Raw genomic sequence first — 21,200 nt, forward strand, 5'->3', positions numbered from 1 at the left:
AAAACAATACATTTCATTCAAATACCTGCTTACGTATAGTTGTATAATTCATAACCATATATAAGCAGGTATTTAGCTTTTACAAAGTAGCGCAACAAAAATCGCAATTAAATGATACAACGAAATACCATTACATTTATCTTTAGACTTAAAAACACAGAATAAAGCATATCCATTCTTAACCTAAAAGCAATTTTAAAGTGTAACAACCCTATTTCAGGGCAGGACAGTGTCTTATTTAGGCATTACATGCAATTATTCCTATTCCTTTGCAGACTCCACAAGGATTCTCGTAATATTGAAAATATTAATTATGGCCAAAAAGATTATCGGAATTGTATTTATAGCCATTGCCTCTTTCCTAATCATCAATTTTATATACCGACTTGCTATTAATCCGAATTCATTATACATTTTTAAAACTATAATTAGCGGAGCACTCGGGTTTAAGTGGTCATTAGGGATTGTTTTATTTCATTCTTTTTTCTTATTTATAATATTCTTATTATTCAAATTCGGAGTAAAATGGGCAAAACAACCGTAATAATTAATATAAAAAAGAGCTTTCAAAGCACTTATTAATGTATTTGCAAAGCATTTTTCACCACATCTTAATCTTCCATTTACAAGAAAAACAAGTGTAACAAAAAAGAGTTGGCTTTCACCAACTCTTTATATTCCATAATTTAAATCGTCTTAGCTTTTCCAAAACATGGCATATAATGCGACTAAAACTAACATAATTGCAAAGGCTCCAATATTAAATCCAGCACTAGTTTTAAATGATTCTTTGGTAATTGGTATTCCTTTTTCATCTTCTTTTCCTTTATTCTGAATTAAACTTGCTATAATAATAACAATCATTGTCAATACAGCCGTATAGCCCATTTGATCCATAAAAGGGATGTCTACAAACATTGAACTTGTAGACCATCCATTTGGTGCTACTTTAAAATATAATGCAATTGGTATAGATACTAATGCTCCAATAATGGCTGCTTTATTCGTTGTCTTTTTCCAAAACAATCCTAACATAAACACTGCTAAAATCCCTGGACTTACTATGCCCGTATATTCTTGTATAAATTGAAATGCTTGATCTATTCCTCCTAATAATGGAGCCATCACAGCTGCAATGATTAATGCCCCCGCTGCTGAAATTCTCCCCATATTAACGGTTTGCTTATCAGTTGCTTTCTTGTTAATGTATTGTTTGTAAATATCCATTGTAAAAATGGTGGATGTAGAATTTAACATAGATGCTAAAGACGATACAATTGCGGCTGCTAATGCTGCAAAAGCAACACCTTTCATTCCTGTTGGTAAAAATTGTAACAACCAAGGATATGCTTTATCGGCTTGTTCAAATGTTGGTAAATTATGTAATCCTTCAGCGCCTAATCGTGCCATAATTTCTGGATCATTTACCATTACATACGCTGCTATTCCAGGAATAACAACTATTATAGGGATTATTAATTTTAACCCTGCAGCTAATAAAATCCCTTTTTGTGATTCTTTTAATGATTTTGCCGCCAGGGTTCTTTGAATAATGTATTGGTTAAAACCCCAATAGTATAAATTCGCAACCCACATTCCTCCTAATAAAACACCTATTCCAGGCAACAAATCGTAATATTGGTTAGACTCATCAAATATCATTTCAAAACGTTCCGGTGTAGCATCATAAACAGTTTTCATTCCTGCTATAACCCCTTCTCCATCCGACACCGTATTTAAAGCAATATAAGTGGTTACTAAACCTCCTAAAACTAAAAAGACAACTTGAATAACATCGGTCCAAGCTACTGCTGAAAGTCCACCGTATAATGAATAAGCTGCTGCAAATAAAGCTAACCCCATAACGCCATACACCATTGGAATTCCCATAATTGTTTCCAACGCTAAAGACCCTAAATACAGGACTGAAGTCAAGTTTACAAAAACATATAACAAGATCCAGAAGACTGCTAATATCGTTTTCAAATTTGTTGAAAATCGTTTTTCAACAAATTCTGGAATAGTATACAATCCCTTTTCAATAAAAATTGGTAGAAAATATTTTCCAACAATAATTAAAGTGATGGCTGCCATCCATTCATAGGAAGCGATAGCCAACCCCAAGGCAAAGCCTGATCCTGACATTCCAATAAATTGTTCTGCAGATATATTTGCAGCTATTAAACTGGTACCTATGGCCCACCATGGTAAACTTTTACTTGCTAAGAAATAATCTTCAGCATTTTTTTCATGTCCTTTTTTATCTCTGGAAACCCATAAGCCTACTCCTAATATTAATACTGCGTAAGCTATAAAAATGAGGTAATCCCAAAATCCGAAATCTATTGTCATTGGTTATATTATTTAGTTTGGTTTGTATATTTATTGTTGGTGTTTATTCTAATTTTCGATAGTTGGTGTTTGAATCCTTGTTTAACCATAAGTTCCTAGATAACCAATCTCAACCTCATCAGTAAAAACACAAATACTATTTTTATATTAAGTTTCAACCGTTAGAACTTCATATCTATCTATTGCCCATAAGAATTTATAAAGGCTGAAACTATTACCTGAATTTTACATCTTTTACATTTAGGCTATAATCTTTACCTCTTAACGCTTCAAATTCCTGAATCATTTCAGCTAATTTTTCTGGATTTTCTTCGGCTAGATTATTTTGTTGACCTATATCTTCTTTTAAATTATAAAGTTGAAATTCAGGAAAACTCCCCACTTCAATACCTACTTTCTCTCTGTAGTTAACCCCTTTATAAGCAGGAATCATTAGCCAATCTCCACTACGTAAAGCTGTTCTTGAAGTCGCTTCTAAAATAAGATTATCTCTTCCTTTATCACTTTCACCTAAAAAAACTTTTAATAAATCTTCACTGTCCGTTGTATTTTCTGCAGTACCAACTAATTCTGCAATAGATGCTAGTAAATCTATTTGACACACTATGGCATTTGACTCTGCTGGTTGAATTGTACCTTTCCAATATGTAATAAAAGGCACTCGAGTACCGGCTTCAAATATGCTATATTTCCCACCTCGTAATGGTCCTGCTGGCTTATGGTTTCCTAATTTCTCTACAGCATCGTCAAAATAACCATCATTTAATACAGGTCCATTATCACTTGTAAAAATAACTAAGGTATTTTCTAACACACCTTCATCTTTTAATGTTTTCATAAATTCTCCAATACACCAATCTGCTTCTAAAATAACATCTCCTCTTGGTCCCATTCCTGATTTCCCAACAAACCTAGGACTTGGAGTACGAGGCACATGCGGCTGATTCATCGCGTAATACAAAAAGAAAGGTTTCTCTTTATGGTCTTTAACGTACGTTTGTGCTTTTTCTAAAAAGTGATCTGCAATATCTATATCACTCCATTTAGCAGCATCTCCACCTTTCATATAACCTATTCTAGGAATCCCATTTACAATGCTATTGTTGTGACCATGATGCCATTTCATCGTTGTCATTTCCGGGTTAGAAATTGCTGTTGGTTCCCCCTCATAATTCGTTTCATAATTCACTTCAATTGGATCATTTGGATCTACTCCAACAACATCTCCATTATCAATATATACTGTTGGAACACGATCTTGAGTCGCCGCCATAATATAAGAACTCTCAAAACCTACTTCATTTGGTCCTGGAGTAACTCTTTCATTCCAGTTTACCTCTCCTGTTCCTAAACCTAGGTGCCATTTACCTACAATTCCAGTTTGATAACCCTGTTTTTTTAGCATTTTCGGCAATGTTTGTTGTTCCGTACTAATTAACAGCGGTGCAGTTCCTGGTAATATCTTAGCATCTTTATTTCTCCAAGGATACATTCCTGTAAGTAACGCATACCGACTTGGTGTGCAAGTTGCCGAGGAAGCATAAGCATCGGTAAAACGTAATCCTTCATTTGCTAATGCATCAATATGAGGGGTTTTAATTTCAGTTGCTCCATAAGAGCTAATATCTCCATATCCTAGATCATCTAAATAAATGATTACAATATTTGGTTTGGTTTCAACTTGTTTGTTCTCAACTTGTTTTTGTTCATTAGCAGTTTCTTTACAAGCTAATAGACTTGAGAATACTGCACATACAAAAACTATAAAAATTCTATTTTTCATACTACTGTTTTTTGTTTTAAAAGTTTTAGCCTGAGTTGAAAATTAAAATCTCAAGCTAAAACGTATTAAGTTATGCTTTCAAATTTATGATGTTGGTCTTGGATTTAAAGGAATCCATAGTAAGGTATCAAAATACATTGTTTGCTCACCAGATACATCTAAATTATCTTCCGCATCTATTTTTAAATCAAATCTAATTCCTGAGGCAATTCCTGAAACAGTTACCACTTGTGATATTTCAACCCATTCACCACGTGGTAAATTTTCAATATTCCATAGTAATGAAATATCTGAGCTTTGAAGCGTAGATCTAAAACTTTTCATAGTATTTCCCGTTTCCAAATACACCATATACGACACTCTATAAGTCGCAGCTGGTATACCGTTTGGCTTAGAAAAATCAGAACCCTGCAACGTTACAGTTACAACACCATCTGTACTTGTATACCTCATAGATGCAACGCCTTCATAAAACTTGTCGGTTGTTCTATAAAATGGCAACCCTAAATCATCATTCTCTTTACCTACCCAATACCCATCACAATCTGCTTTTCTAGTGGTATTTCCAGAAGATGATGCATTTTCAAAACCGGCCCAATTATTAATCAGAACACTATTCCCTATAGGCATTGTAACAGGCACAGGTCCAAAATCACTTAACATTCTAGAATCGACTGAAATGATTTTTCCTCCTGAATATGAAAGTTCAATATTGTCTGTATTATAAACAGGTGCTTCTAAAGTTAATTCTATTATAGTTGCATCACTGCTATTTACAAATACAGAAGCCACTGCTATGTTTTCATCAAAGCCCGCATCCGTATTCGTCACGTGAACCGTAAAAAAATCTTCTTGCTGAAATATAGTTTCAACCTCACCTGTTACACTAAACGAAATAACTTCACTAGTATTAATAGAAACCTTACCTGTTAATTCAAAAGGTTGTGTTGAAGGAATTACATTTACTTTTAAAGGAATAAATTTTGAACTTGTATAAGACGGTACACCTTCCCCATTTCTTATCGATTCCATAGATGAAGTAAATTCTCCCAATTTATTATATTTAATAGCAACCGAATCTTTTGAACTTGTTTCTGGCTTTCCTCCATCCAAATACCATTTTCTACCTGTTGGTCTCCCTATGGTGGATTGATCGACATAAACTAATTCTTCACCAGCTTCTATGGTTACTGTTTCCCAAGAATCTATATCTTCAATTGAAGGCATTTCTTCAGCTGTTAATGAAAGTACTTCAACTAATTTAGGATTTGAAGGATCTGTATTGTCATATTTAAACACTTTACACGCTGGGTTTGTATTTGCAAACACATCAACCGTAAATATTTTATTTACAACCCAAGAATCATTCTCTTTAACGGACTCTGCTACCGAATCATTAAACACATTATGTAATTGAATTTCGTGTTTTCCTGGTGCTGTAAAAAGCACATTAATAGTAGATTCAGTAGAAGTAGTTCCTGCGCCTTCAATAATAAAATCGGTGTAAATAGAATCTGTATCTGTAAAATCGGTATTCAAATATTTACTAGATTCAGGAATAATCCATTCATGACTTATTGGGTTTTGAGATAAATCCATAAAAATTATAAAATTATCTATATTCACTATTTTTGAATCTTCATTCCACTCATCTGATGAATACCAAGAAAAACTTGAATAATCTCCATAAGGTGCCTCATAACTATCTGAACAACTAGTTGTAAATACAAAAGTTAACAGTAGTGTAGTTAATATTACTATTTTTCTCATTTTTCTAGTTTTGATTAGTTAAATAAATTTTGATTATTAAGAATTTCACTTAATGGAAGTGGTAAATATCCGTGTAAACTCGCATTGTAATTAATGGCAGCATCTTCATATTCTTTAAGTTGAACTTTTGGATTGGTAGAGTCGTCTGGACTAATTCCTTTTTGAATAAGACTTAATGGTCTGGTTGCAGCAGTACCATCCTCGGCGGTATAACTATAATCAATTAAATAGAAGTTCATATCAGCTAAATCTTGAAAACGCTGTTTTGCAACGCCCCATCTTCTAAGATCAATTGAACGTGTTGCATAACCTTCAACGGCCAATTCAAGGGGTTTATCAATAAACATTAATTGATTCATTAATGTTTGTTCATTATAATTTACTTCATCAAAATCATGTGCAGAACCATCACTAAAACCTAAAGAAACTAATCCCCAACGTTGACGAATTTTATTAATATAAAACAATGCTTCATCGATATTACCCGTTTTAATTAAACATTCTGCATACATTAAATACACATCTGCCAAACGATCTACAATAACATTTTTTCCTGATTTCCATGGTGTTAAAGCAATATCTGCTTCACTTGCTACAATATCATGATTTGTAAATTTTTTGAAGAATGAAAAAACTGTACCTGCAAACTTATCAATCTCATTTGCTGCAGGAGCAAGATAGTATTCCGATTGCTCATCATTAACTAAAGCAACCATTTGTGCTGCACGCAAGGGCACATTTCGTAATTTAATTCCTCCATTACCGTCATCTACATAATTTCTTGAATCTTGAGTATCTAAAGGCTCGTTAGAATACTCATACGTCATCCATGATGGTGGAATAAATATTGCTATCCCTTGAATTGAACCTGTTGGAGCCGAATATCTAGCCCATCTATTAAAAAAACTTTCTTCATCCCAAACATCATCTTCTAACTGATGTTGGTCTGAGAAATTTATTTCAAAAATAGATTCTGAATTGTAATCTCCTGCCGAAGTAAATAAGAGGTCTACATTATTTCCTTCTAATAATTCATAACCATAAGCTGAATTAGAAATAACATCATTTAAATACGTCATTGCTATGTCATATTCTTCTGTATATAAATAACTTTTCCCTAAAACAGTAGCTGCAACTCCTGCAGAAACTCTTGTTTTTGTATCAAATTTAGCTGGTAAATTTTCGTAAGCAAACACTAAATCCTTTCTAAAAAAAGCAGTGACTTCTTCAGAACTAGAAAGTGGTAATGAAAACTCTTCAGAATTTGTAGGCACAAAATCTCTTATAATTATTTCTCCATTATTGTATGTCGAGTGTAAATAAAAATGAGCCAATCCTCTAAAAAAACGTGCTTGTGCCATTTGTTCGGTCCAAGCATCCTGAACTTTTAAATCGTCACCCATACTTTCTAAACCTTCAATAACTTGGTTTGCTCTGTATATTACTTGGTATAAGGCATCCCATCTTGACGAAACATCACTTAAACTATTTGTAAATGTTTGCTGATACCATGGCAACCCTTTTCCGTATGGTGACGTTCTTGATTTTGGAAACCCCGTATCACTTCTCCAAGATTCAACTTCAAAACCTAAAATAAAATGATTTAACATGGCGCCATAAACAGACGTTAGGTTGTCGTTAGACTCTTCCAATGTTGACCAATAAACATCAGCCGAGACGTTATTAGGATTGATCTCCTCCAAATAATCTGAACATGAAAATAATGCACTTGCAATTACAATCATACTTATGAAATTCTTTATATTACTTTTCATCTGAATGTTTTTTAAAAATTAAACTTAAGTCCTAATGTGTACAAAGAACTCAGCGGATACCTTGATACATCTACACCTCTTCGTGAAATACTTTCTCCCCCAATTTCAGGATCATACCCGTCATAATTGGTTATTGTAATTGGGTTTTGAGCATTCACATAAATTCTTAATTTTGAGATTCCTGATTTTTCTAAGACTTCACTTGGTATGGTATACCCCAATGAGATAAGTTTTAATCTTAAAAAATCACCGTTTTCAAGCCAATAATCTGTAGAACCTAAATAATTAAACTTTCCACTTTTTGAGTCTCCAGTTTGTAATGGAATCCCAGAGGTAGGGTTATTTGGCGTCCACATATTTACTAAATCTTCGTGATTTCCATAATTATATGCTGCAGCTTTAGTACCATTCATTATTTCGGAGCCAACCGTAGCATACCAGTTCATAGTAAAATCGAAATTTTTATATTTCCATGATAAATTTAAACCCATTTCAAAATCAGGTAATGCACTCCCCATATAATGTTTATCTGCTTCAGTAATATCGCCATCGCCATCATAATCTATGTATTTTAAATCTCCTAATTGCGCATTAATTCTTGAAGGAAATTGTTTGTAAACATTTAATTCATCTTGACTTGTTATTACGCCATCTGTTTCATATAACCAAAATGAACTTGCTTCATGGCCTAGAGACAAAACCGTAACTGCCGATCCTGCATCTCCACTAATTAGGGTTGAATTTGAGTTATAAATTAAATCGGTGTCCCCTGCCATCTTGGTTATTTCATTATCGTTTTTTGTAAAAGTCATACCAACATTTAACTGACTTTCACCAATATTCCCTTGATAACTTGCAGCAATTTCGATACCTGTATTAACCATATCTCCAACGTTTAAAGTAATTGAAGGGTCATAATATGCTCCTGTGGATCCAGGAAGTTCAACTGGAAATAACATATCATTTTTTTCTGTTCTATAAAAATCTGCTGTAAGGTAAATATGGTTTTGCAGGAATGACATATCAAAACCTATATTGTTCTGAACTGAAGTTTCCCATTTCACATCGGTATTTGCGTACGATTTAATCGCGGTTCCATAAGTTACTGAAGTATCATTTTCATCAAAAATATAATCTGTTCCTTGAACAATGCTGCTTGAATATTCGTAGGCAGGAAAACTTTCGTTACCTACTGTACCATGACTTAATCTTAATTTAAAGTTGTTTACTACGGGTTCTATGTTTTTCCAAAAATTTTCATCGGAAATATTCCAAGCTGCCGAAAACGATGGAAATGTTCCCCAACGATAATCTTGTCCAAATTTAGATGACCCATCTTGTCGCACTAAGGCTGAAAACAAGTATTTCCCTTTATAATCATATTGAACTCTTCCTAAAAACCCTAATATTTTAGTGGTGTAATTAAAACCTGAATACGCATTTGGATTAATAGTAGCGCCGTTTAAAACTTCAATACTACTATTTGCTACTCCTTCTTTATAACCCGTAAACTCTCTTCTTGAATTTTCATCTATTGAAACGGATCCTGTAGCACCTATTTTATGATCTCCAAATTTCTTTTTATAATCTAAACTACCATCCCAAGAAAATGTAGTATATCTTGCTGAATACTCTTCTACAGAACTTTTTGTTGGATCGATTTCAGACGTATTATCTGTAACGTCAATAACGGTATAAGAAGGAATAAAAATACTTCTAACTTCATTTGTTACAGCTGTACCCATTCGAGTTGTAAAACTAAAGGCATCTGTAAAATTGTATTTTGCACTTAAGCTTGCATTAATTTTATCAGCATTACTGTTATCTTTTCTTTTAAGACTTGTTGCAAGTGCATTTAATGGTGTAGTAACTCCCCCATTACCATTTGTGTACACAACATCTTCACTTGGATCTACCAAAGGATAATACGACGGATAGCGCAGTGCACTTACAATAAGACCATTACTTGCTCTTTCAATATCAGAAATATTGAAGGCAACACTTGTATTAATTTGCCATTTTTTTTCGCTATATGTCGTTGTTATACGTGCATTATATTTTTTAAATCCAGAGTTTATTAGTGCGCCTTCTTGACTAAAATAACCACCTACTGCGCTATAAGAAAAGTTACCTGTTCCTCCTGAAACATTTAAACCATATTGCTGAGTTAAGGCACTATCATTCAAGACATAATCAGTAAACTTATTATCATTATTTAACCATTCTGGATTTTGCCATGGCCCTGGATCATAATCATTATCTGTATAATTATAAACATTCAATTCATAAAATATTTTATCTTGGGTGTTCATTAAAGCCACATTATCTCCTAATGTTTGCACTCCAAATGATCCATCTACAGAAACGATTGTTTTTCCAGCTTTACCACGTTTTGTTGTAATTAAAATAACACCTGCTGCACCACGCGTTCCGTAAACAGCTGCCGAAGCCGCATCTTTTAAAATATCTACGGTTTCAATTTCATTTGGACTTAAACGAGGATCTCCTTGTTGAGGAATACCATCTACAACAAAAAGCGGTGTATTTGAGCCTCCTAAAGAAGTAATACCACGAATAGTAATACTCGAGTCTCCTCCTGGATCACCACCTGACGAAGTAACACTTACACCTGCAACTTGGCCTTGTAATGCCTGATTCATATCGGCTCCTACATATTCTTCAATGGTTTCACTTTTAACTTGAGACACAGCACCTGTAAGTTCCTTTTTTGTAACGGTTCCATAACCAATTACAACAATTTCATCTAACATTTCTGTATTGGTTGACATAGAAACATTAATTTGACTTTTTTCAATTTTAATAGACCTTTCATTCATTCCTAAAAAACTAAACATAAGTACATCGCCTATATTAGCTTTTATAGTATAAATACCATCAAAATCAGTTATTGTTCCAGTCTGTGTTCCTTTAACTAAAACAGTAACACCTGGGATTGGAAACCCATCATCATCTGCTGTAACTGTTCCTTCTACAGTTATTTCTTGTGCTTGTATACTTAGAGTAAACAAGAAAACAAATACAGTAAAAAGGAATCTCCATTTTACTTTGTTCGATTTAAATAATAGTTTGTTTTTCATTTGATAAACTTTAGTTTAGTTTGTTTTGCTTGATTTTATATTGCCTACTTTTAAAAGACAATTTTTACATTTAAATATTGAATAGATTATCCATATTCATTAGTAATTAATTTGTGACCTCTTGTTGTCATATTATTTAGTTTGATTTTGTTCTTAATTAAAAGGATGCGTTTAATGCTTCATCATCCGATTCAACCATTACCGTTGCTTTGCCTTGATACTTATTATTTTTTAATACAATTTCATTAGACGTTTTAACTTTAATCACAGGATTCTGAGGATTTAATTGCGGAAAAGTTCCTGAATTCGTTATGGTGTTATTTGAAAACAACAACCCTTTAGTGTTTGAAATTTCTAAAATTAAATTATCAAATTGACTGAATATATTATCCTTAATTGTAATGTTATTGAATGCGATGTTTTCGTTATCATCATCTGTAACAAAACGAATCACGCCTCTATTAAACCCACTATGTTGGCAATCTTGAAATGTATTGTCTTCAATAGTTATGTTGGCTCCGTTTCCAGACTCGTACCAATGACCGCTTTCAACAGGAATTAAAATAGCTTCCATTTCTGTGTGAAAAAAATTATTTCTCACAACCGTTTTCTTTGGTGTAGAGAGCAATAACCCACGCGCCCTGTTATTTCTAATCGTGCAATTTTCTACTAATAATTCTGGGTAAGCATCCAAGTTTTCAATTAAATCCCCCACTTGTAAATCTGCTGGAAGTTTTTCATTAAAAGTCACCAACATATACCTGCTATTAATTATCTTAATTTCTTTTAGAGTTGCTTCACCAAATGGAAAAAATGAATTATTCAATCGTAAAAAGCCCATGTTATCATTTGGTTTTCCAATCTCAAAACCTTGTTGCTGAAAATGCCCCATACGCACGCCAATGGTGTTCTCATTTAAAATTTCACGAACTTCCTGATAGGTTCCGTGCACATTCATAGCATCATCTAACTGATTCTCAAAAGTGCAGTTTTTCAATTCAATTTTACCTCTGCACCCCACAAAGTGAGTGGCATCAGCGGTTGTAGATACCATACGGCCATTAGAAGGTGTAATATTGAAATTATCTAAAAATAAATTTTCAGAATTTTCTGCAATTAACCCCATTCCTCCAGCGTGATGTACATTTACATTGGTCGCATAAAAACCAAAGGTATGTGCAACTCTAAATGCTGGCGCCAACCTGTTATTTTGTTGTTCACCCTTACACACTAAAATGGTGCCTACTGGTGGCAACTGATTTTTATGGTTATAAACCCGAACTATACCAGGTGCGATTTCTTCAATTACTAATTTATTTTCTCTTCCAATAATTCTATTGCTTGGATCCAACTTATCTACTTTATATTTATAATTTATTTTATCTAAATTATGACTGACTTTGTTTTTACCAAATTGTCCTAAGGGTGTATAGATTTCCGTATTGAAAGCAATTGCTTTTCTCTCTGGATCAAACAAAATGGATTGTCCTAAATGATGCTCATAATATTCCTTTATAAAATACAATTGGTCGTTTCTAATTTCATACGGATACGCATCTGAAATCTGCATATCAAACGTATGGTTTTTCGTATCGTTGGCTACAATTAAACCTTCACTATGAAATGATTCTGCCCAATCTACACTAACATTTTTTATGTGAATATTTTCAGAATAATCAATTAAGAACGGAATCATTCTTCCGTGAAAAATAAAAGTAGACCCCTGACCATCAATTGTTAAATTTTTAAAATTTTCAAGAGGAAATGCAGTTCTAATAATGACATCATTATGGTTTGAAATATGAACATACTTTTCATAACCTCTATCAGGATAAAAATGATACGTTCCTTTTTCAAATTTAATTTCTGAAATTGGTTTTTCTTCAGCTAACAAAATTCGAGTTAAGACAGCGGTAGTTGCATCTTCTGCAATCTCTAAATTAAATAAAACAGATTCACCTTGACCTTTTTCGTTTGTACAACCTATTACTGTATTCGAAATTAGTAATGCGCAAATTATAATTAATCTTACTTTTTGTATTACCATTTTATCTAAAGTGTTAGAATTCCTTATCGATGATAAAATTGTATAAAATTGAGTTAATATATGTCCATACTAATAAATATATTGTATGTATTAGTAAAAAGTTAAAAATGCATTAACACATAAAGCACTAATAATCAGTAACTAAATTGTATTCAGCAATAAAAAAGCCCTATTTATAAGTATAAATAGGGCTTTTGAAGATAATTTAAAAAATAATGCTGATTTTTATTAATAATTAATTTAAGCGACCGTCTCTTTGTGTTTAGTTCACTTCAAAATTATAGTCTCCAACTAAATCTTCTGATTTCCCAGATACTTTTATATTCCCTTTTGATTTCCCTATTCTAATTAATGCTGTTGCTATCCCCGCTTCTGCAGTTATATTTTCAACGTTCATAACTTCTACATCACCTTCTAGATTTAAATCAATTTCTTCTGCAAAATCAGGGTTTATTGTGCCGTTTTCATCAATAGCAGCTATGTATAAAAACAATACATCATTCACGCCACTTTGCGGAGCTTTTCCACTTTCATCTAACCAAATTTTTAATTTTGTAGCTTTTTCAGGAGTTGTTACATATGTTTCGGCAACTGCCTGTCCTTTAATACTTCCTACAGCTTTTAACGTTCCTGCTTCAAATTCATTGATATTAAATGTAAATGGTGGGTGTTTTAAATTTGTTGAAATACTATCTATATCTGGTTTTTGCGAAGCGATTAAAGCATCATTCAAATACAATTTTACTTCATCACAGTTTGAATATACTTTTACATTTTTAGGAGATTGCGCATTCCAGTATGTAGCGATGTTTAAAACAACGTCTTCACTTGGATCTTTCTGACTTTTGTAAAATTGATATGCTGGTTTTTCAATTCTGAAAATATCCATTAAACCCGATTTTTCAATATCGTCATGATACCCTCGGTTGTAATCATACATTACCCAATAACTATCTGAAAAAGCAGCTGTGTTTAAATTATCATTGTGGGATTCTTGTACGTTAAAAGCTTGTCTTAATAACCTTTCTTCTCCATAAGCTCTAGCTTGACGACTGCTATATTCATCACGTAAATTATTTGCTAATTTATCTTGATTTAATCCTGCATTCTTAGAGTAATATTCCCAATCTCCATATTCAGATACAGAATATGGTTTGTCTTTTAACTCATGTGGATGTAAAATTCTATGTTGACGTGCTTGTAAGTAAATATCATACACATCATCCATCCAACCACAAGAATAAACATTTTCACCAGGAAATTCGGCGTGCACAATTCTATTTAACTCTTCCATAAAAAAGACAGGCATTTGGGTTTCATTTAATGATACTTCCCAAGCCAATACACAAGGATGATTACGATCTCTTCTAATTAATTCTGATGCCGAACGATAACAATACTCTCTAAATGAATCGGTATCCGAATAAAATTGCCATCCCATAATCGCATCTACAACCACCAAACCTAGTTCGTCACAAGCATTCATAAACGCTGGGGATTGTGGATAATGTGACAATCGGATATAATTAAATCCTGCCTCTTTTATCTTTTTTGCATCGCGATATTGTGCATTATCAGAAAGCGCATAACCAATAAAAGGATATTCTTGATGACGATTTACACCACGTAAAAATGTTTTTTCTCCGTTGACATATAACTCATTATTTTCGAACACAAACTCTCTAATTCCAAAACGCGTAGTTTGGGTATCTATAATTTTACCTCCTAATAAAACAGTGGTTTCTAAACGATATAAATTAGGTGTATTTGGAGACCACAATTGCGCATTTTCGATAGAAATAGATTCATTTAAATCTATATTATTTCCCGCTTCAATAGTTACTTTTTCCGAGATGACTTCTTTTTCTAACTGATTGTTAAAAAACACCTTTTGGACAACTTCTACGGTTTGTTCCGATTTTTCTTCATTAACAATATTCGTTTTAACATGTACAATAGTTTCTTCTTCTGAAACTTTTGGATAAGTAATAAAAACGCCACCTCCAGCAACTTTTTTAGCTAAAATAGGATTAGAAATATGTACTTTATCTTTTACATAAATCGAAGCATTTCTATACAAACCACCATACATATTAAAGTCTAATCTTTTCAATGGTTTTGGACCTGTAATAACATTGTCTTTATTATCTAATCTAATTGCAATACTATTATCTTCTCCAAATTTAACATAGTTGGTGATATCTACAATTACAGGTAAATAACCACCGTGATGTGCAGAAACTTCCAATCCATTTATCCAAATTTTAGAAAAATTCATAGCTGCTTCTAATTCAAAAAATATTTTTTTATTAGCATCTGCTTTTGGAATTTTAACGGTTTTACGATACCAACAAATGCCTTGCCATTGATCGTTAACCAATACAGGTTCAATATGCGCAGTATGTGGAAGCCCTACTGTTTCCCAACTGGCATCATTAAAATTTGTTGCAAACATTTCATTATCAGAAATAGCATCATCTTCAATTAATTTAAATTTCCAATCTCCATTCATATTAATTTCAGCATTAGAACCTTCTTTACATGATTGAAAAAGAGTTACCATAAGAATTAATAATCCTACTAACTTAAACTGTTTCATTTTTTAATTTATTTCGTTATTCCTATTTTATTTTTTTGATTCTTTTTGAGCCTCTTTATACGCTGCAGACATTCTTTTATATCCTATTTCAACACCGTTCTGCATCTGTTCATATTCTAAAGGCTGTGTTTCTTTTATCCATTCAATTATTTCTGGACCTTTAGTTATAACTGGTTCGTAAATTGAACTTACTGGAGCCATTTCGTCATCAAAAACCAGTGTTTTGTTTCTCATGTCTTCAAGAATTGAAATATAAGTCGTGTCTTCAGCCAAGTTTACTAATTCTAATGGATCCTTTTTTAAATTGTATAATTCTTCAGAAGGTTTTGAATCTTTAAAAAAGAATTGTTGATTTTCCGTCAATTTCCCTTCTGTATTCAATCTTCTCATCACATGAACTGCGGGTCTGTAAAACTCTAAGTATGCTTGATGTGCATCAAATGGAATTTCTGGTTTATCATTTCTTATGTATTTCCATTCTCCAGAAGTTATAGCGCGTGATTGCTCTGGTATTTCATCCCATAAATCTCTTGTAGCATACACATAGTCTCTCTTAAAATCTTTATCAAAAATGGGTTTTCCCGTCATAAAGGAAGGGATTTCAACACCTGCATAATCTAATATAGTAGCCGTAATATCGGTTGCGCTTACCACATCGTTACGAACTTCTCCGCCTTTAAAATCTTTAGGATAATAAACGATAAAAGGAATTCTCAACCCTGGATCGTGTAAATATCCTTTTCCTCGAATATTACAACGCCCGTTATCTCCAATAAAAATAACAATCGTATTATCTGCCATCCCTTTGTCTTCCAATTCTTTAAAAATCATTCCCACTTCTTTATCCATATATTCAATTTGATCTAGGTATTTTGCCCAATCTAAACGAATCGCAGGATCATCCGCATAGTATTCAGGTAAATCAACTTCATTTGGATCTACAGGATGTGCTGATTGTTCACGTACATCATTCCACCAATCTCCACGATGGGTAACGACTAATTGAATTTGAGCAAAGAAAGGCTCATCTGCTTTTTCAAAATTATCGTACTTATCAAATAAACCGAATTTGGTTTTCCCGTCCCATGGCCCCAACGGCTCATTTTTAAAATTCACATCAATTTTTCGACCTTTATGCATCACGGCGTGATTTCCTAAAATAACCGTATAGCCATCTTCTCTTAATAATTGAGTAAATGGTGTAAATTGTTCATCTAACGGTACATTTCTATTACTTCTATGTTGGTAAGAATTGGTTTTTAATTGATGTGTACCCACCATCATTGCTGAACGGCTTGGCGAACAAATTGAATTGGTAACAAAACAATTTTCGAATAAAACCCCCTGGGAAGCCATTTTATCTAAGTTAGGTGTTTGTACAGCTTTCATACCATAACAGGCTAAATCTGTACTCATATCTTCAGCCATAATCCAAATAATATTTGGCTTTTTAGGCGCTTCTACTTTGGTTTTTGCTGTACATGAAACAATTAATGTAATTGTTGAAAATGCTAAAATTTTTATATAATTCATTTTATTTTATTTGAAATAATTATTTAAAAACGCTCCCTGAATTTTTGTCATGCGCTCTGAGTGCACGTGCCGTTTTAAGAATTTTTAGTTTCCTCAGAACCTATTATTAGTACTATTGCAACACCCTTATTTATAAATTTTATTTTTATCGATATTAAAACAATACTATTTTTTGCTTACTCTCATTTTCGATATGAAAAAAATAGATCCCTTTAGTTAAATGACTGAGATCAATTTTGTTGGTTTCATGCATCTTAAAACTTTTAACCTCTTTTCCTAAAACATTAAACACACGAATTGATTTTGCTGCTATGCTTTGAGGAAAATCAATAGTTAATATTCCATTTGAAGGATTTGGATAAATTTTCACTTCGGAATTCTTAAATTCATTAACCGATAAACTTCCATTTTCTAATGGATTTCTTGGGTTTGGGGTATCTCTAAATTCACTAGGAATCCAAAAATTGATATCCGAACTTGACTCATCACATAATTCATAATCGTCATAACTATTAGTAAAAAACGCCTTTTCAGGTAAATAATACGCTTCAATATTGTACCCATTTGCAGTAACTTCACTAATCGAAAAATCTAAATTATAATCTCCCGGTTTATCATCTTCTCTTAAAACCGCACCAATTGAAGGTCCCATTCTACTTTCTCCATCACTATTTAAGGTTGTTGCTATTCCAATACCGTTAGCGCGTTCTATCCTTAAGGCACACGGCATATATCGCAATCTTTTTGAACTATGAAGCTGTGCATTTTGCCCAAAAGTTGACGTTACATTTCTCACTTTTGAAGTACTATCAAAACTACCTACTGTTAAACCTGCTACTTCTTGATCATCAGTAGTAAAACCTGCCGACCAAACTACTGCCGCTTCACAACTTGTAGCTATTATGTTTTCTATATTAAAATACCCTTGATCTAATGTATGTGGAGACAATTGTAATGCACTTTGACCATTGGTACATTCAATAGTTCTACCCCAAATATTATCTAATTTAATCTCACTAAAATTATAGCTATCTGTATATTGAATTAAATCGTAACCCGTTTCTAACCTTAAAGTGACACCTCCAACACAAGCTAAATTTCTAAACAATAAATTATTCCCGCCTTGAACTTGAACCAAACCATAACCATAATGGCCATTTAGCATCGAAATATTTTCAATAATTCCGTGATTAGGAACACCTCTAACTTCACTTATCCTTCTTGCATCTCCTGATCCTGTGGTTATAAAATTACCTCCAAAAGCTAAAGATGAAAACTCTGTAACGCCATCAATTATATAAAAATTTGAAACTTTAAAATTTGTACAATTACTAAATGCAATGACTCTAATACGTATTGTGGTTGCAAGACTACTCAAATCAACAGTAAACTTTCCGTCCACTCCAATTATGCTGAAATTTTTGATTCCTATATTTGTATCTGCGTTAAATAGTGCATTATTAGCCGTTGTTGAAGGATTAAATGGTAAAAGAGTTACCCCAGAATTAATTTCAATATGCACATTCGATTTTAAATCGACTTCTAAAATGCTATAGGTTCCTGCATTTACTGAAACAGTACCTCCACCAGCTGCATTCACAGTGTTTATAGCATTTGTAAAACGTAATGAATCATCTCCAGCTCCAGCAGAAGGCTCAATAGTTTGAGTTGCAGTTCCAACTGTTGGATTAAAAAATAGATTATCTGCTGGTAGCTTTTGCGAATATACATTTGAAAGACACGCAAACCCCAACAAGAATATTAATAAATGATTTTTAGATTTCATAAAATAATCGTCTTAATTATAAACTGGGACTGCCTCTTTTTCCCAAGCCGCTAAGTCTTCTTTCAATTGCATTTCAATTTCTAAATTCGTATCAATTAAATCGTTTTGTTCACTAATATCCTCCGTTACATTAAATAATTGAAACTTGCCACTGTGGTACTTTACTAATTTCCAATCACCCGAAATAATAGACGCATATTGATCTTCATAACTTCTGAAAAAATATAAATTACGTTTTGAAATTGTTTTTCCTTCTAAGATTGGCAATAAACTTTCTCCTTGAATCCAATCATCTTCACATTTTTCTCCTGAAGCAATTTCCAGAATGGTTGGATATAAATCAATAGATTGAACCGGTATAGCTGTTTCTGTTCCTGGTTTAGTAACTCCTGGATAATCTATGGTTAGTAAAACTCTAGAACCACCTTCACCTAAAGTATTTCCACCTTTTTTACCACCACTTAAAGGCGCGTTAGTATACGCACCACCTTGATCGGAAATCAAAATAATTACGGTATTTTCTTCGATTCCTTTTTCCTCTAAAGCTTTTCTTACTTGTCCAATAGAATTGTCTAATACTTCAACCATCGCTCCATGTTGTGCATATCGCCCTTCCATACCTTTGTCTTCAAATTTCTTTATTAAATCTTTTCTACCAACAGAAGGCCCGTGAACGGTGTAATACCAAAACGATAACATAAAAGGCTCTTTTTTATCGTAATTCTTTATAAAGTCAGTTGCGTGATCGGTTAAAACTTCCGTTAAATAATCGCCTTCTTTTACACCTGATTTCAGAAACCCTTTTGGGTCTTCTTCTGCTTTAAAAAATGGGAAATAATAATTTTTTGGATGTCCTGCATTTGTAGTGGCATACACTTCATCAAAACCTTGTTTTTCAGGATAATTTGCAGGATGACCTAAATGCCATTTTCCTATAAATACATTATAATATCCATATTCTTTTAGTCTTTCGGCATACGTAATTTCTTCTAAAGGCAAATAATTAATAGAAGGCATTTGAACTGGATCTTTTGGCCAATAACTGTATTTTTCTTCATCAGGATTTCCAGAAATATGACGAACCATTTCCATACGTACCGCTTCTTTACCTGTTAAAATAGAAGCTCTACTTGGACTACACGTTGGTGTTGGTATATATGCTCTGGTAAAATCTAAACCATCTCCTTTTAACCTATCAATGTTTGGTGTTTCAAAAAGCGGATTTCTATAACCTACATCTGCCCAACCCCAATCATCTACAAATAACAAAACAATGTTTGGTTTTTTGTTTTGTGCTACTTGTTTTTTTACTTGCCCTTTACTCCCTAAAGACAGGAACATCATAAAAATTGAAAACGAAATTAACACTATCTTTTTAAAAGTCATCTGTAAAATAATTAGTGATTATGTATCTATTATTCAATACATTTTAACATTGTAAAAATGCAGCTATAATTCAAAAAACATGTTTCCTTAAGTTCAGAAAATGTATTTAACCGTAAATTTATTCACAATTACACTCAAAATTTATAATTATGAAATAAGCGTTTAAAAATGATCTTACGATTGACAAATTATAGAAATCGTTATTGATTTAACTCTATCAATTTTTCAGAAAAAGATGTTCCTAATCGTTTTTGACCTTCTGTATTGTAGTGCAAATTGTCGGCGTGTTTTGGAAAATCTTTCCAATCTATTTCTGTTGAAGTTTTTACAATTTCAATAGTTGCATCTGAATTAGCAACCTCAACCATTGCATTTCTAACTATTTCTGGACCTTCTTTAAACTTTCTGGGCAGCGGATTTACTTGTCCAATAACCACAGGCATTTTTTCTAAATTCAAATAATTTCGATAACCTGTAATTAAGTTTTCTAAATTTGTTTTATAAGCTGAAGCTGTAATTTCCTTATTGGTATCGCTTTCACCTTGCATCCATACCAAACCATATATTTTATATGGCTTTCGCTCTGAAGTCAATCGCTTTAAATTGAAATCAATCAATTGTAAATGTGCTTGAAATAGTTTTTGTTCCTTTCGAACTCCACGTTCAGAAAAATCTGCTTTTTCAGCGGTCCAATTGGTACTCCAAGCCCCGTATAATGAAGTCCCCCCAACAGCCTTTTTAATTAATAAAAACTCTTGATTTGGATAGGCTTCTGCCAAGGTTAAACCAATACATAATTCTGGTCCAAAATGTGCATTGAAATTAAATTTTTCACCTTCATAAATATAATACGAAAGTGGTTTTGGTTCTTTTTCAGAAGTACTTAAAAAAACGCGTTTAGCTACTTTTTTAATTCGTTTTTTAACTGAATTATCTAAATCTTCATAATTACCGTAACCCACCATATTACTTTGTCCAGACAATAACACAACCCAAACATCTTTATGTTGCGCAAAACTATTAAAACTTAAAAACAGCAATATAAATAGCAGGTTGAAACGGTTCATTAGT

General features: G+C 32.8%; 11 protein-coding genes. All 11 read right to left on the reverse strand.

All coding sequences use genetic code 11. The features are described from left to right. Window positions 1–696: 696 nt before the first annotated feature. Window positions 697–2,352, reverse strand: coding sequence for a sodium/sugar symporter (locus R6X41_RS04595; protein ID WP_318497889.1), 1,656 nt, complete (start codon window positions 2,350–2,352; stop codon window positions 697–699). 214 nt (window positions 2,353–2,566) lie between these two features. Beyond that, window positions 2,567–4,135 (reverse strand): sulfatase family protein, encoded by a 1,569-nt coding sequence (locus tag R6X41_RS04600; RefSeq protein WP_318497891.1) that lies wholly within the window; start codon window positions 4,133–4,135, stop codon window positions 2,567–2,569. An 84-nt stretch (window positions 4,136–4,219) separates the two neighbouring features. Continuing rightward, a complete protein-coding gene (locus R6X41_RS04605) occupies window positions 4,220–5,905 on the reverse strand; it encodes a hypothetical protein (protein WP_318497893.1) in 1,686 nt (561 codons plus the stop codon). A 14-nt stretch (window positions 5,906–5,919) separates the two neighbouring features. Next, on the reverse strand, window positions 5,920–7,680 hold the full coding sequence (locus R6X41_RS04610) for a RagB/SusD family nutrient uptake outer membrane protein (RefSeq protein WP_318497895.1): 1,761 nt from the start codon (window positions 7,678–7,680) through the stop codon (window positions 5,920–5,922). Between the two features lie 11 nt (window positions 7,681–7,691). Beyond that, on the reverse strand, window positions 7,692–10,778 hold the full coding sequence (locus R6X41_RS04615; RefSeq protein ID WP_318497896.1) for a SusC/RagA family TonB-linked outer membrane protein: 3,087 nt from the start codon (window positions 10,776–10,778) through the stop codon (window positions 7,692–7,694). Window positions 10,779–10,935: 157 nt separating this feature from the next. Then, a complete protein-coding gene (locus R6X41_RS04620) occupies window positions 10,936–12,825 on the reverse strand; it encodes a right-handed parallel beta-helix repeat-containing protein (protein WP_318497898.1) in 1,890 nt (629 codons plus the stop codon). Between the two features lie 262 nt (window positions 12,826–13,087). Next, window positions 13,088–15,424 carry a glycoside hydrolase family 2 protein gene (locus tag R6X41_RS04625; protein ID WP_318497900.1) on the reverse strand — a complete coding sequence of 779 codons (2,337 nt, stop codon included), beginning with the start codon at window positions 15,422–15,424 and terminating at the stop codon, window positions 13,088–13,090. 27 nt (window positions 15,425–15,451) lie between these two features. Continuing rightward, entirely contained in the window at window positions 15,452–16,957 is a 1,506-nt protein-coding gene (locus tag R6X41_RS04630; RefSeq protein ID WP_318497902.1) for a sulfatase family protein, read from the reverse strand. Between the two features lie 154 nt (window positions 16,958–17,111). Further along, window positions 17,112–18,743 (reverse strand): T9SS type A sorting domain-containing protein, encoded by a 1,632-nt coding sequence (locus R6X41_RS04635; protein WP_318497904.1) that lies wholly within the window; start codon window positions 18,741–18,743, stop codon window positions 17,112–17,114. 12 nt (window positions 18,744–18,755) lie between these two features. Beyond that, window positions 18,756–20,129, reverse strand: coding sequence for a sulfatase (locus R6X41_RS04640; RefSeq protein ID WP_318497906.1), 1,374 nt, complete (start codon window positions 20,127–20,129; stop codon window positions 18,756–18,758). A 200-nt stretch (window positions 20,130–20,329) separates the two neighbouring features. Next, window positions 20,330–21,196, reverse strand: a complete 867-nt coding sequence (locus R6X41_RS04645; RefSeq protein WP_318497908.1) for a sialate O-acetylesterase — start codon at window positions 21,194–21,196, stop codon at window positions 20,330–20,332. Between the last annotated feature and the right edge of the window lie 4 nt (window positions 21,197–21,200).

Origin of the sequence: Formosa sejongensis, from assembly GCF_033447105.1 — a bacterium.
Taxonomy (GTDB): domain Bacteria; phylum Bacteroidota; class Bacteroidia; order Flavobacteriales; family Flavobacteriaceae; genus Formosa.

Bases quoted from the DNA above. Each gene is read 5' to 3' on its own strand.
- R6X41_RS04605 (WP_318497893.1), bottom strand. From the start codon at position 5,905: ATGAGAAAAATAGTAATATTAACTACACTACTGTTAACTTTTGTATTT.
- R6X41_RS04640 (WP_318497906.1), bottom strand. From the start codon at position 20,129: ATGACTTTTAAAAAGATAGTGTTAATTTCGTTTTCAATTTTTATGATG.
- R6X41_RS04600 (WP_318497891.1), bottom strand. From the start codon at position 4,135: ATGAAAAATAGAATTTTTATAGTTTTTGTATGTGCAGTATTCTCAAGT.
- R6X41_RS04595 (WP_318497889.1), bottom strand. From the start codon at position 2,352: ATGACAATAGATTTCGGATTTTGGGATTACCTCATTTTTATAGCTTAC.
- R6X41_RS04635 (WP_318497904.1), bottom strand. From the start codon at position 18,743: ATGAAATCTAAAAATCATTTATTAATATTCTTGTTGGGGTTTGCGTGT.
- R6X41_RS04625 (WP_318497900.1), bottom strand. From the start codon at position 15,424: ATGAAACAGTTTAAGTTAGTAGGATTATTAATTCTTATGGTAACTCTT.
- R6X41_RS04615 (WP_318497896.1), bottom strand. From the start codon at position 10,778: ATGAAAAACAAACTATTATTTAAATCGAACAAAGTAAAATGGAGATTC.
- R6X41_RS04610 (WP_318497895.1), bottom strand. From the start codon at position 7,680: ATGAAAAGTAATATAAAGAATTTCATAAGTATGATTGTAATTGCAAGT.
- R6X41_RS04630 (WP_318497902.1), bottom strand. From the start codon at position 16,957: ATGAATTATATAAAAATTTTAGCATTTTCAACAATTACATTAATTGTT.
- R6X41_RS04620 (WP_318497898.1), bottom strand. From the start codon at position 12,825: ATGGTAATACAAAAAGTAAGATTAATTATAATTTGCGCATTACTAATT.
- R6X41_RS04645 (WP_318497908.1), bottom strand. From the start codon at position 21,196: ATGAACCGTTTCAACCTGCTATTTATATTGCTGTTTTTAAGTTTTAAT.